Origin of the sequence: Methylobacterium fujisawaense (genome assembly GCF_039619325.1) — a bacterium.
GTDB lineage: Bacteria > Pseudomonadota > Alphaproteobacteria > Rhizobiales > Beijerinckiaceae > Methylobacterium > Methylobacterium fujisawaense.
Genome location: NZ_CP155000.1, coordinates 2,856,779 through 2,869,352, shown reverse-complemented (window position 1 = coordinate 2,869,352; position 12,574 = coordinate 2,856,779). Strand labels below are relative to the sequence as shown.

Annotated in this window: 12 protein-coding genes and 1 pseudogene; 2 read left to right on the top strand and 11 right to left on the bottom strand. The window is 70.6% G+C overall.

Annotated elements, in window-relative coordinates; translation table 11 throughout:
* Window positions 1–43: 43 nt before the first annotated feature.
* The 3 genes from fliP to ABC766_RS13595 are packed head-to-tail and all read right to left on the bottom strand — an operon-like array spanning window position 44 to window position 2,350.
* A complete protein-coding gene (gene fliP / locus ABC766_RS13605) occupies window positions 44–808 on the bottom strand; it encodes a flagellar type III secretion system pore protein FliP (RefSeq protein WP_043350145.1) in 765 nt (254 codons plus the stop codon).
* Between the two features lie 14 nt (window positions 809–822).
* A complete protein-coding gene (locus ABC766_RS13600; protein ID WP_427902307.1) occupies window positions 823–1,890 on the bottom strand; it encodes a lysylphosphatidylglycerol synthase domain-containing protein in 1,068 nt (355 codons plus the stop codon).
* Between the two features lie 55 nt (window positions 1,891–1,945).
* Window positions 1,946–2,350: a hypothetical protein gene (locus ABC766_RS13595; protein ID WP_345822458.1), complete on the bottom strand. Its 405-nt coding sequence runs from the start codon at window positions 2,348–2,350 to the stop codon at window positions 1,946–1,948.
* A 219-nt stretch (window positions 2,351–2,569) separates the two neighbouring features.
* On the opposite strand from ABC766_RS13595, the gene ABC766_RS13590 reads away from it, so the two are divergent.
* Window positions 2,570–3,880 carry a capsule biosynthesis protein gene (locus ABC766_RS13590; RefSeq protein ID WP_043386053.1) on the top strand — a complete coding sequence of 437 codons (1,311 nt, stop codon included), beginning with the start codon at window positions 2,570–2,572 and terminating at the stop codon, window positions 3,878–3,880.
* A gap of 102 nt (window positions 3,881–3,982) precedes the next feature.
* Window positions 3,983–4,267 carry a hypothetical protein gene (locus ABC766_RS13585; protein ID WP_043347393.1) on the top strand — a complete coding sequence of 95 codons (285 nt, stop codon included), beginning with the start codon at window positions 3,983–3,985 and terminating at the stop codon, window positions 4,265–4,267.
* Window positions 4,268–4,376: 109 nt separating this feature from the next.
* Here the strand turns inward: ABC766_RS13585 and ABC766_RS13580 are convergent, their stop codons facing one another.
* The 8 genes and pseudogenes from ABC766_RS13580 to ABC766_RS13545 all read right to left on the bottom strand — a co-directional run bounded on the left by ABC766_RS13580 (window position 4,377) and on the right by ABC766_RS13545 (window position 12,500).
* The gene (locus ABC766_RS13580; protein ID WP_043386056.1) at window positions 4,377–5,738 is read right to left on the bottom strand and encodes a sigma-54-dependent transcriptional regulator; all 1,362 of its coding nucleotides are present in this window, start codon (window positions 5,736–5,738) and stop codon (window positions 4,377–4,379) included.
* 93 nt (window positions 5,739–5,831) lie between these two features.
* A complete protein-coding gene (gene fliN / locus ABC766_RS13575) occupies window positions 5,832–6,164 on the bottom strand; it encodes a flagellar motor switch protein FliN (RefSeq protein ID WP_012321962.1) in 333 nt (110 codons plus the stop codon).
* Window positions 6,165–6,174: 10 nt separating this feature from the next.
* The gene (locus ABC766_RS13570; protein WP_043347399.1) at window positions 6,175–6,786 is read right to left on the bottom strand and encodes a FliH/SctL family protein; all 612 of its coding nucleotides are present in this window, start codon (window positions 6,784–6,786) and stop codon (window positions 6,175–6,177) included.
* Window positions 6,783–7,841, bottom strand: a complete 1,059-nt coding sequence (locus tag ABC766_RS13565; protein ID WP_043347401.1) for a flagellar motor switch protein FliG — start codon at window positions 7,839–7,841, stop codon at window positions 6,783–6,785. Before ABC766_RS13565 ends, ABC766_RS13570 begins: the two co-directional genes overlap by 4 nt.
* Before the next feature lie 25 nt (window positions 7,842–7,866).
* Window positions 7,867–9,496, bottom strand: a pseudogene (gene fliF, locus ABC766_RS13560) (flagellar basal-body MS-ring/collar protein FliF).
* A 370-nt stretch (window positions 9,497–9,866) separates the two neighbouring features.
* Window positions 9,867–10,142, bottom strand: coding sequence for a DUF1153 domain-containing protein (locus tag ABC766_RS13555; RefSeq protein WP_007569077.1), 276 nt, complete (start codon window positions 10,140–10,142; stop codon window positions 9,867–9,869).
* A gap of 91 nt (window positions 10,143–10,233) precedes the next feature.
* Entirely contained in the window at window positions 10,234–10,923 is a 690-nt protein-coding gene (locus ABC766_RS13550) for a flagellar hook assembly protein FlgD (protein WP_043386058.1), read from the bottom strand.
* Window positions 10,924–11,012: 89 nt separating this feature from the next.
* Window positions 11,013–12,500, bottom strand: a complete 1,488-nt coding sequence (locus tag ABC766_RS13545) for a flagellar hook-length control protein FliK (RefSeq protein WP_345822457.1) — start codon at window positions 12,498–12,500, stop codon at window positions 11,013–11,015.
* Window positions 12,501–12,574: the final 74 nt, after the last annotated feature.

Below are 12,574 nucleotides of genomic sequence, written 5' to 3'. Positions count from 1 at the left end.
GTCCGGATTCGCCCGGATCGTCGACGGCCGGTCGCGGCTGCCGTCATCCGCCGTAGCTCTGGACCAGCGAACCGGCGACCAGGGTCCAGCCGTCGACCAGCACGAAGAAGATCAGCTTGAACGGCAGGGCGACCGTCGCCGGTGGGACCATCATCATGCCGACGGCCATCAGGACCGACGCGACCACGAGGTCGATGATCAGGAACGGGATGAACAGCAGGAAGCCGATCTCGAAGGCACGGCGCAGTTCCGAGATCATGAAGGCCGGGGTCACGATTTCCAGGCCGACATCCTCCGGGCCCTTCGGCGCCGGCACCTTGGCGAGGTCGAGGAACAGCTTCAGGTCCTTCTCGCGCACATTGCGCAGCATGAAGGTCTTGAACGGCGCCGAGGCGCGCTCGAACGCCTGCGCCTGCGTGATCCGGCCGGCGACCAGCGGCTCGATGCCGGCGCTGTAGGCCGCGCGGCCCGTGGGGGCCATCACGAAGGCGGTCAGGAACAGCGCCAAGCTGACCAGCACCGCGGTCGGTGGCGCCGTCTGGGTCCCCAGCGCCGACCGCAGGATCGACAGCACCACGACGATGCGGGTGAAGGCCGTGGCCATGACCAGCACCGACGGGGCCACCGCCAGGACGGTGATCAGCGCCACGAGCTGCAGGGCGCGCTCGGTGGTGCCGCCGGCGCCCAGATCGAGGGTGACGCTCTGCGCGAGGGCGGGGCCGGCGGCGAGCAGACCGCCGGCCAGTCCGGCCAGGGCGAGCAGCCGCAGGCGCGGCTTCGGGACAAGGGCCGCCGGGCGAGGCGGCACGGGACGATTCTGGGTCACGGATTGTCGCAGCTGGGTGTGGCCGGACGCAGCCCGGCCCGGCGCGCTTCGAGGTTCTGCCAGACGAGGAGCGCCGGCAGGCCGAGCACCACGTCGGGCACCCGGCGGGCGAGCGAGAGGGCGAGGGCGGTGCCGGCATCGATGCCGAACAGACCGCAGACCAGGACGAGCCCGCCCTCCTGCACACCGAGGCCGCTCGGGACCGGAAAGGCGGCGGCCTTGATCGCCTGGCTGAGCGCCTCGATCACCAGGATGTCGGCCAAGCCGACATGATCCACGCCGATGCAGGCGAGGACGACGGCGACCTCTGCCGTGCCGAGCAGCCAAGCCAGCGCGTGCAGGACGAAGGATTGGGCCAGGTGGCCCCGTCGGCTCGGCGCCCAGACCGTGTCCAGAGCCCCCTGGATCCGCCGGGGCGGCTCGGGGCGCGCCTCGGTCTCGCGCACGAAGCGCCGGCCGAGGGCGATGAGCCGATCCTCGATCACCCGCACGATGCCGATCCGCTGGAGGGCGAAGAACGCCGCGACCACCAGACCGGCCACCGCCAGCGTCCGCAGCGTCCAGCTGGCGAGCGCAGCCGCTTCGGCGCCCTGGACCCGGCTCAGGAGGCCCGCGCCGAGACTGGCGAACAAAGCGAGGGTTCCGACCTGGAAAAGCAGGTCGGCCAGGACCGAGGCCGCCGCCAGGGACCCGGCAACACCCCAGAAGGTGAGGAGGCGTGCCCCGAGGACGTCTCCGCCCACCGAGGCGACGGGCAGCAGAACGTTGATGCCTTCGCGGACGAAGCGCAGGATCAGACAGGCCGGGCCGGCCGGGGGCGGCAGCCCGTCGAGGATGCGCGCCCAGGCGAGGCCGCAGAGGAGGATCACCAGGATCCGCACCAGCGTGACGCCGGCGAAGCCCGCGAAGCCGATCCGCCCGAAGGCCGTGGCCACGGCGGCCAGATCGTTGGTCGCCACGAGCCAGACGGCGAGACCGAGGCCGATCAGGGTACCGATCAAGGGGAGGCGACGCAGCACGGCGTGGGCTGCCCGCCGCTTCCGGGAAACGTGGTTGCCGGTCACGGTGCGGGGGCCTCGCGTCGAGAGGCGGGCAAGAGCGCGCTCCAGGTTGTGCCGGTCAGCGGACCGGCGGCGATTCGTCGGATGGTATCGCCGCTAGAGCGGTATTGGGGCCGAATTCGGGGATTGCACGGCGGGGCAGGACGGGATCGAGTACGGCGGCACGCGCTTCGGCCGGGCCGGCGGCGGGATCGAGCAGGAAAACGCGGCCCGCAGCCAGGCTCGCGCCGGTGGCGACCGCCACCGCGCGCTTGGGGCAGGGGCCGAGGCAGCCCGATTCCACGACACAGAGCTTCCTCCGGCGGCCGGCTCCCCCGTCCTGGGCGGCCGGCTTTCCGGCCTTTTTCAGCAGGGCACGGAGGTCTCGGCCGCGCAGACCCTGCCGCTTGGCGCATTTGGAACAGACGACGACGATCTCGGTGAGCTTGGTCTTGGCCGAACGGCCGGTCGGGCGGCCATCCACGCCCGGAACATGGGGTTCTGTCATCATCCAGAGACTGTAGGACGCGATACCCGGTGCGGGCTACGGCGCCTGTCGCCGCGGTGCAGCGACGGGCGGAGTGGCCAAGCCGGGTGCCATAAAAAGGGCCTAAAAGAACGGGATTCCGGTTATCGCGCACGGGCCGCCCCTCGGCCGGCGCCGCGGCAGCGGAACCGGCGCAGACCCAGGAACAAAGAGCGGATGAGCTTCGACGACGTCAAGGACGACACGCGCGAAGGCGAGATCGTGACGTTCGCCGCACCGACGATGACCGAGTTGCGGCGGAGCGCGGAGACGATCCGGCCGGTGCCGGAGAAGCGCACCGCACGAGCGCTCGTCGCCTCGGTCCGTGAGCGCCTGGACTGGACCCGTCTGCCCGGTCTGCGCCCGCGGCAGGAGGACACGTCGAGCTACGGCGCACGGATCATCCGCCGGATCGGCTTCTTCGTGCTTTTGCCCACCCTGGTGGTCGGCCTCTACCTGTTCGCCTTCGCGTCCAACCAGTACGTCGCGGAGGCCCAGTTCGCGGTGCGCGGCAATGTCGAGCCGATGGAGAACATCTCGCTCGGCCAGTACACGAACCTGATCCAGAAGCATAACAGCCAGGACAGCTTCATCGTCCGCGACTACATCAACAGTCAGACCCTGGTCGAGGCTCTCGAGAAGAGCATCGGCATTTCCAAGATGTTTTCGCGGTCCGAGGCGGACTTCTGGGCGCGCTTCGATCCGACCGATCCGATCGAGGATCTCACCAAATACTGGCGCAAGCACGTCGAGGCGCATATCGACTCGATCTCAGGCGTGATCCGCCTGTCCGTGCGCGCCTTCACGCCCGAGGACGCCCTGACCATCGCCCGCGCGGTGGTGTTGCGCTCCGAGGCTCTGATCAACGACATCTCGAAGCGGGCGCAGTCCGACATGGTCGCCCAGGCCGAGGCCGACGCCAAGGTCGCGCAGGACCGCCTGCGCAAGGCGCATCTCGCGCTGCAGGCCTTCCGCAATCAGTGGGGCGTGATCGATCCGATCAAGTCAGCGGAGGGAACGCTGACGGCCCTGACGTCCCTGCGGAAGGACAAGCTGAAGGCCGAGAACGACCTGCAGGTCCTGCGCGGCTCCAATCTGGACGAGCGGTCGCGCTCGATCCAGACGCTGGTGGCCAACATCGCGGCCATCGACCAGCAGATGAAGACGCTCCAGGATGAGATGACGAGCGCCACCGCCGGCGCGGGCGGGCAGAACCTGACCGAGGCGCTGCTCCAGTACGAGGGCCTGCTGGTCGAACGGACCATCGCCGAGAAGCTCGAGGAATCAGCCCACACCCTCCTCGACCGGGCCCGCGTCTCTGCCAGCAAGCAGCACATCTTCCTGGCCACCTTCGTGCCCCCGGTCCTTCCCACCGACAGCCTCTACCCCGAGCGGGGCCATACCCTGCTGGTGGCGTTCTTCTGCTTCCTGGTGATCTGGAGTTCGTCCGCGCTCCTGCTCGCAGGCATCCGCGACCAGAGGATGTAGTCGCGGTCGCGGCTCCCGGATCTGGATCCGGGGCGGCGCGGTCTGTAGAGGGAGGCGGCCCGGCCTTTCGGGCGTCCCAGAATGAGCGAACGCTAACACGCCATGTCGGATTTCTCCGATCTCGTCGCGAAGGCGATCCAGCCGTCGATGACCCGTGAGGAGCGCGAGGCGGTCTACACGGTGGTGCGGCAGGCCGTGCTCCGGCTGCAGGAGCGGGAGGCGCTGCCCGCCGACGATCCGCGGGTGGCCCTCCAGCGCCACCTGGTCGAGGAGACGATCCGCGACGTGGAGGGCGACGTGGCCCGCTACGAGTCGCTGCGCAAGCTCGACGCGGCCTTCGCGGCCCAGACCGAGGCTCATAAGGCGGCGCAGAGCGGGCGGCGCTAGGTCCGTTCACCACCGCGTTGAGACAGCGCCATCCACATCGATTCCGGGCCGGATTTCCGCCGAGCGGGAGCGCGCCTGAGCGGGGATCGGTCCCGCGACCCCTGGCGCGTCAGCCGCAGGCGACACTCGTCCGGACGCTCCCGGGCTCGGCCACTTCGAGCCCTGCCGAGACGTATTCGTTGAGCTTGTTGCGCAGGGTCCGGATCGAGATGCCGAGGATCCGGGCGGCGTGAGTCCGGTTGCCGAGGCAATGATCCAGAGTGTCGAGGATCAGGTCGCACTCGACCTGCGCCACGGTCCGTCCCACCAGCCCGCGGGTGGCGGCCTCGGCGACCTGCGCGGCGCGCGCGGCCGGTCCCTCGGCCGCGAAAGTCTCGCCGTCGGGCGAGAGAATCGCCTCCGGGCCGATCGTGTCGCCCGAGGCGAGCAGCACCGCCCGGTGAAGGGTATTCTCCAGCTCGCGGACGTTGCCGCGCCACGGGTTCTTCAGCACCAGGGTCCGGGCTTCCGGAGAGAGCGGGCGGACCGGCATCCCGTTCACCGCGGCGTATTTCCGGGCGAAGTGGGTGGCGAGTTCGATGATGTCGGCCGGACGCTCCCGCAGGGGCGGCAGCCGCAGGGCGACGACGTTGAGCCGGTAGAGCAGATCCTCGCGGAACGTGCCCTTCCGGACTTCCTCGGCGAGGTTGCGGTTCGAGGTGGCGAGCACGCGGATGTCGACCCGCACCGGCGCCGTGCCGCCGACCCTGTCGATCACCCGCTCCTGGAGGGCCCGCAGCAGCTTCGCCTGCAGGCGCACGTCCATCTCGGAGATCTCGTCGAGGAGCAGCGTGCCGCCATTGGCCTCCTCGAACCGGCCGATCCGTCGGGCGACCGCCCCCGTGAACGCCCCCTTCTCGTGGCCGAACAGCTCGGATTCGAGCAGCGCCTCGGGGATCGCCGCGCAGTTCACCGACACGAAGGGCTTGCCCGCCCGGTTGGACTTCTGGTGGACGTGGCGGGCCAGCACCTCCTTGCCGGTGCCGCTCTCGCCGGTGATCAGCACCGAGGCTTCGGAGCGCGCGACCTGCTCGGCGAGCTTGACCACCCGCTCCATGGACGGGTCGCGCCAGACGAAGGCCGCGCGATCCGTGGCGACCGCTTCCAGCACCGCGGCGATCATCTCCGGGTCGGGGGGGAGGGGGATGTACTCCTTGGCGCCGGCCCGGATCGCCGCCACGGCGGCCGACGCGTCCGCCGACACGCCGCAGGCGACCACGGGCGTGCGGATCCGCTCCGCCTCCAGGGCGGTGACGAGCTCGCGGATCGGCAGCCCGACATCGATCATGATCAGGTCGGCGCCCCGGGCGCGCAGGACGTTGAGGCCCTGCGGCACGGCATCGGCCTGCGTCACCGACGCGCCGCGCTGCATGCAAATCTTCGAGGCGGTGATCAGCTCGCCATTGAGCCGCCCGATCATCAGGAGCCGCATGGTTCGTCCCTCTCAAACATCCTGGCAAGGGTTACGCGCCGAACTGGCCTGCGGCCGTCGCCGGCGCCCGGGCCACATTCTCGGTCGCCCGGGTCATTCACCCTTGACGATCTCGGTCATCGTCACACCGAGCCGATCCTCCACGAGGACGACCTCGCCGCGGGCGACCAGCCGGTTGTTGACGAACACGTCGATCGCCTCGCCGACCTTCCGGTCGAGTTCGAGCACCGCCCCGGGCGCCAGCCGCAGCAGGTCGCCGATCGGCATCCGGGCCGAGCCCAGAACCGCCGAGACCATGACGGGCACGTCGAAGAGCTGCTCCAGGTCGGCGGCGGTCTTCGGGGTGGTGGGCGCGTCGCGGATCGAGCCCGCCGCGTAGTCGGTGTCGTGCTCGCCGAGCTGGGGCAGGCTGAAATCGTCGGACATCAGGATCTCCTCACAGGCTCGTCGGCAGGCCGAGGGCGTCCAGCACCGCCGCCTCGATGCGGGCGCGCTCGCGGACGATGCCGCCGTCCGCCCACTCGATGCGGGCGTCGCCCGCCGCCATGTCGGGGTCGCCGAGGACGACGAGGCGGCCCTCGTAGCCGCGCTCGCGGGCGAGGCGCTTCACCAGGGTCTCGACCTCCTCGACGAGGCTGTCGTGCACCCGCACCACCAAGTGCGGCACGCCGCGCAGATGTTGGAGCGCCGTCCGGGCCGCCTCGCCGATGCCGGCGAGCGGGGCGGCATCGAGGGCGTCGCCCGCCACCTTGCGGGCGATCAGCATGGCCACCTCGACCGCTTGCGCCTCGCGCTCGGTGTCGCGGGCGTCGGCCTGGGCGATCAGGCCCGCGGCGGCGAGCGCCAGGCGGGTCATGGCGTCGGCGAGCCGCCCCTGGACCTGCGCCTCGGCCTGGGCACGTCCCTCCTGCAGGCCGCGGGCATGCGCCTCGGCCTCAGCGCGGAGCGCGGCCTCGGCGGCGCGCTGGGCCTCGGCGCTCGGGCGGGCGCTGCGGAAATCGGTCTCGAACAGGAACGGCTTGGCGCTCCGGGCGGATTGGGCGCTCAATAGACCAGCTCCTCCTCGGCGCTATTCTTGGCGATCATGATCTCGCCCTTCTCGGCGAGGTCCTTGGCGATCTCGGTCATCTTCGCCTGGGCCTCGTCGACCTCCTTGAGCCGGACCGGCCCGAGGGCGGCCATCTCGTCGGTGAGGTTCTTGGCAGCCCGGGTCGACATCTGCTGCATGAAGAAGGCCCGGGTCCTCTCGTTGCCGCCCTTCAGGGCGCGGCACAGGGTGTCGTTGTCGACCGAGCGCATCAGCGTCTGGACGCTGCCGGGATCGAGCTTCAGCAGGTCCTCGAAGGTGAACATCAGCTCGCGGATGCGCTTGGCCGAGCCGCGGTTGGCCTGGTCCAGGGCGGCGAGGAAGCGGCCTTCCGTCTGCCGGTCGAAGGCGTTGAACACGTCGGCCATCATCTCGTGGGCGTCGCGGCGCTGGGTCTGGGCGATGGTGGAGACGAACTCGACCCGCAGGGTCTCCTCGATGTGGCGCAGCGCCTCCTTCTGCACCGTCTCCATGCGCAGCATCCGGTTGAGGCAGTCGATGGCGAAATCCTCGGGCAGGATGGTGAGCACCTTGGCGGCGTAGTCGGCCCGCACCCGCGACAGCACCACCGCCACGGTCTGCGGGTACTCGTTGCGCAGGAACGAGGCGAGGATCTCCGGGTCGACCTGGGCGATCGAGGCCCAGACGCGCTTGCCCGACGCGCCCTTGATCTCCGCCATGATCAGCGAGACCTGATCGCTCGGGAAGATCTTGAGGAGCAGCGCCTCGGTCCGCTCGAAATTCGACGAGATGCCGCCGCTGTTGCCGAGCTTCGTCACGAACTCGATGATCAGCTTCTCGACGGTCGTCGCCTCCAGCGTGCCGAGCTGGACCATCGCGGCGCTGACCTTCTTGATCTCCTCCTCTTCGAGCGCCTGCCAGATCGGCGCGCCTTCCTCCTCACCGAGCATCAGCAGGAGCGCGGCGGCGCGCTGCGGACCGGGCATCGCCGCGAACGAATCGCCGCCCGCCGTCGCCAGCGTGTTCGCCAAACCCTGTCCCGCACCTGCCGCCATCGTGTTGCCCTCGACGCCCTACGCTTCACTCTTCCTGGATCCAGGTGCGCAGCACCTCGACGGTCTCGGACGGGCTCGCCCGGACCATGTCGACCACGCGCTGGACCGTCTCGGCCTGGACCTGGCCGTTGATCTTGGCGAACTCCATCAGCCGCGCGGTCGGATTGTCGCGGTCGATGACCGTCACGGTCCCGCTCGGACCCGCAACCACGGCGTCGCCGGGAAAGCCCATGCCGGCCGCGGCCAGAGCCGGCGCCTCCGGCACCGGCGCGAGCACCTGGCGCACCAGGGGGCGGACCACCGTGAGAAGGACGATGAGGGTGAGCAGCGCCAGGACGGCGAGTTCGGCCATCCGCAGCACGTCCTCCTTGGTGGGGGCGAGCAACGACTGGATGAGCGTGGGCTCGGTGAATTGCGGCACGCTCGGCGCCTCCGCGAAGCGCAGGTTCACCACCTCGATCTGGTCGCCGCGGGCCTTGTCGAAGCCGACCGCGCCGCGGACCAGGGCGGTGATCCGCTCGATCTCGGCGGGCGTGCGCGGGCTGTAGGTCTGCTTTCCGTCGGGCGCGGTGGCGTACACCCCGTCGAGGACGACGGCGACCGACAGGCGCTTGATCCGGCCGCCCTCGGCGATCTCGGTCTTCGTCACGCGGGAGATCTCGTAGTTCGTGGTCTCCTCGTTCTTGTTCGTCGCGTCCTTCGGCGTGGGCGCCTTGTCGCCGCCATTGGCGCCGGGCAGCTCGTTGCCGACGCTGACCTGCCCTTCGGCATTGCCGGTAACCGCCGATTCGGTGCGGGTCTGGGCGGAGCGCACGACGCGGCTCTCGGGATCGAAGGTCTCGGAGCGGCTTTCGATCCGGTTGAGGTCGAGTTCGGCGTTGACCTGGACGCGGGCCCGGCCGGTGCCGACGATCCCGGCGACCACGTCCTCGATCTGGCCGCGCAGGCGCCGTTCGAGGGCGGCCTGCCGGTCCTCGAAGCCGCTGGCGACGTCGGTCCCCGCGTCCCGGGCGCCGTCCGCCAGCAGCCGGCCGCGCTCGTCGACGATCGAGACCCGGTCGGGCTTGAGGCCTTCGACCGCGGAGGCCACGAGATGGCGGATCGCCCGAACCTGCCCGGCGTCGAGGGTCGCCCATCAGCTTCAGCACGATGGCGGCGCTCGGGCTCTCCCGGTCGCGCTCGAACAGGCGGCGCTCCGGCAGGACGAGGTGGACCCGGGCCGCCTGGACCCGGCCGATCGCCCGGATCGAGCGGGCCAGCTCGCCCTCCAGGGCGCGCAGGTGATTCACGTTCTGCACGAAGTTGGTGGACGAGAACGCATCGCCCTTGTCGAAGATCTCGTAGCCGACCCCGGCCTGGGTCGGCAGCCCCTTGCCGGCCAGGTCCATGCGCAGCTTGGCGAGGTCGGGGCGGGGAGCCAGGATCGTCTGCCCGGCATCGCCTCGGGTCTCGTAGCGGATTCCGCGGCTGTCCAGCTCGCGGACCACGGAGGCCGAGTCCTGCATCGACAGGTCGGAGAACAGCACGCCCATATCGGGGCGCGAGACCCGCAGGATGATGAACGCGAAGAAGCCGATGAGGGTCAGCGTCACCGCCGCCATGGCGGCGATTCGGGCCGGTCCGAACTTCGTGACGAGATCGAGGACCGGCTTCACGGGAGGATTCGCTGCACTCTAACGCTGGCGGACCCCGGCGGCCCGCTCGGCAGAAATTGCCCAGGTCGTGGTTAGCGAGGCGTTAATGCCGCGCAACCGGGCTCCGAAGGCGGGCGCCGGAACAGCACGAAGCCGCGCCCGGAGTCCGGACGCGGCTTCGTGGGTTCTCGGATTCGGGCGATCCACCCCACCGGCGCCGTCGACGTGGTCGCTGCGGGAGTGAGGCCATCGCGTCAGTCCAGGATTGCGAAGCGGAGCCCGTCATCCAGAGCCGCCGACGCGCCGGGTTTCGGCACCCTCGGTCGTGTTGGGGTTCCGGGGGCGTCTGCAGCATCCCGGAACGATGGCGCCCGACAGAGGCGTCGGATAATCAGTGGCGGTAATGCTGGATCCGCGTCGTCCGCAGGCCGGCGAGACCGTGCTGGTCGATGGAGAACTGCCAGCTGAGGAATTCCTCGGTGGTCAGCGTGTAGCGCTTGCACGCCTCCTCCAGGCTGAGAAGGCCGCCGCGCACCGCGGCCACGACCTCGGCCTTGCGCCGGATCACCCAGCGACGGGTGCTCGGGGGCGGAAGATCCGCGATCGTCAGGGGGCTGCCGTCGGGCCCGATCACGTACTTCACTCTCGGGCGGCTCGGTTCGGTCATGATACGCTCTACACTCGACTGACCTGTCGAGCATTGAAGGTACTTGCGCCCGCTTAAGAGATGTTGAAGCGAGTCACTCGGATGTGATTCGTTAAGTGCCACTTGTGGACAACCCGATGGTCTGCACGCTGGACAGCGGCACTTTCTGGGAGCCGATGATCAGCACCGGTGTCGTCCCGCTGAGATCGACCTCGTCGACGGTGCCGGTGAGGCTCGTGTCGACCGCCACGGTGGCGCCGGTGGCGTCGGTGGCCGAGACCTTGATCGAATAGTTCCCATCCGGCGCGGTCAGGCCCGCGGAGGTCTTGCCGTTCCACGTGTAGGCCTGGCTTCCGGCGGTCAGCGTCGTGCTCTGCGTGGCCACGACGTTGTTCTGGGAATCGAGGATCGAGATCACCGCCTTGGAGGCGGCTCGGGCGGGCGTCAGCGTCCAGGAGGCCGAGCCCTTGGACAGCTGCGACGCGCTTCCATCCGCCGTCACGGTCTTGCCGATGTAGCTCGTGGCCGAGGCCGAACTCGCCGATTGCGACGCGCTCAGGATGCTGTCGAGGCGGTCATTCGATTTGAGCTGCTGCTCGACGCCGGCGAACTGGACCAGCTGCTGGGTGAACTGATTGGTGTCCATCGGATCGAGGGGGTTCTGATTCTTGAGCTGCGTGGTCAGCAGAGTCAGGAACTGCGTGAAGTTGCTGGCGATCTCGGTGGAGTTGCCGCTGCTGCTGCTCGACGACGCGCTCTTCGTCGCCGTCGTGCTGGTGAGGCTGGATATGCCGCTCGTCATGCTGATCTCTCCGGTGCTGCGCCCTGGCGCGGGCCTGGATGCGCGCTGTGTCTGTGTCGGTTCGCGACGCGGGCGCTTGCGCGCGCCGCCTAGATTCTCATGTCGACGCCGCCGTAGCCGCGCAGAAGGCGGATCGGGGCGATGTCCTGGGAGGCCTCGGCCTGATCCTGGGACCAGTTCGCCCCGTTGCCGCGGGGGGAATCCCCCTGCTGGCCGCCGCTGCCGCCCTGGGCGCTTCCGTCGCCCCGCAGCGACAGGTTGATTCCGCCGCCCGAGGGGTCGAATCCGGCCTGGGACAGCGCCTGTTGCAGCTGGCCGGCGTCGCGCTGGAGCAGGGCCAGGGTCTCGGGCCGGTCGACCACGAGGTGGGTCATGACCCGGCCATGCGCCTTGTCGATCTCCAGCTTGACGTCGATGCGCCCGAGTTCGGCCGGATCGAGCCGGATCTGGAACTCGTTCGATCCGCGCAGGGAGCGCAGGCCGATGGTCATCGGCACCTGGCCAAGGGGGATGGGCGGATCGGTCTGGACCGGCGCGGCGGTCTGGTTCGGCGCAGCGGTGCCCTCTGCGGCCTTCGTCGTGCCGACGGCCGGGCTCGACGGGACCGGCGGCGTCTGGCCGTCCTGCGGGGCCGGGGGCGTGCCTGGGAGCGGACCTGCGCCCTGTCCCATATCGGCCAGGGCAGTCAGGAAATCCTGGCCGTCCTTGTCCGATGTCGCGACCGCGGAGCCGCCGGCCGCCGGGCCCTCCACCGGGACGGTGCTCTTCCCCACCGAGCCCGGCTCGTTGCCGGCGCCTGCCGCCTTCGCCCCGGAGGGGATGCCGGCGATGCCCGATACGGCATCACCCGCGGGGCTGCCGACCGGCCCGCCGCTGCCGGGAGCGCCCACGGCCGCGCCCGTTCCGAGGAGCGCTGTCCCGCCGTCCTGCGCGGTCGCCGCGCCGGCGCCCGCGGGCGCCTCGGTCTTGACCGTTCCGGTCGCCGCGCCGCCCTCGGTCAGCGCGGCGATGAGGGCCAGCAGCGAGGCGGCAGGGTCCGAACCGGCGGGCGTGGCGGCGGGCTCGGCCGTCTGCGGCGTCGTCTGCGGCGCCGTCGTCTCAGCCTGCGCCGTCGTCTCGGCCTGCGCCGCCTCGGGAGCCGCCGTGTCGCCTGTGGCGGAGGCGCGATCCGATGAGGTCGTGGCAGCCTCGGAGCCCTGTCGTGCGGCGGGTTTCGCCTGGCCCGTCTGTGCGTCGCGCGCCGCGGCCGGCATCCGCGCTTCCGGGCGTGCGTCTGCGGCGGCGCGCGGTGCGTCGGCCTTGCCGGTACGCCCCGCCTCCGCCTGTCGGGCGCGGTCGGCCGTCCGGTCCGCGGCGCGGGCCTCGGCCTGCCGCGCCGAATCCTGCGCACGGTCGCCTGCCGCCCGGGCGGCCTGGGCCTGATCGCGCTGATCGGCCTGTCGGGTGCGGGCCGACGCGGCGAGGTCGCGCAGGTCGGCCGTGCGGGCGCGCGTCTCCGCCGCGTCGTCGCGGGCCTGGGCGGCGGTCAGGGCGGCGCCGAAGCGATCCTGCGTCGAATCCCCGGCCCGGGCGGCCACGCCCGCCGCCTCCCAGCCCGACCGCGGGGCAGACGCACTCCGCGCGGACGGAATCCAGGTGGTGACATCCAAAC

Excerpts from the sequence above, each read along its gene's own strand:
- ABC766_RS13590 (WP_043386053.1), top strand. The coding sequence starts at position 2,570 with ATGAGCTTCGACGACGTCAAGGACGACACGCGCGAAGGCGAGATCGTG.
- ABC766_RS13585 (WP_043347393.1), top strand. The coding sequence starts at position 3,983 with ATGTCGGATTTCTCCGATCTCGTCGCGAAGGCGATCCAGCCGTCGATG.
- ABC766_RS13580 (WP_043386056.1), bottom strand. The coding sequence starts at position 5,738 with ATGCGGCTCCTGATGATCGGGCGGCTCAATGGCGAGCTGATCACCGCC.
- fliN (WP_012321962.1), bottom strand. The coding sequence starts at position 6,164 with ATGTCCGACGATTTCAGCCTGCCCCAGCTCGGCGAGCACGACACCGAC.
- ABC766_RS13565 (WP_043347401.1), bottom strand. The coding sequence starts at position 7,841 with ATGGCGGCAGGTGCGGGACAGGGTTTGGCGAACACGCTGGCGACGGCG.
- ABC766_RS13555 (WP_007569077.1), bottom strand. The coding sequence starts at position 10,142 with ATGACCGAACCGAGCCGCCCGAGAGTGAAGTACGTGATCGGGCCCGAC.
- ABC766_RS13550 (WP_043386058.1), bottom strand. The coding sequence starts at position 10,923 with ATGACGAGCGGCATATCCAGCCTCACCAGCACGACGGCGACGAAGAGC.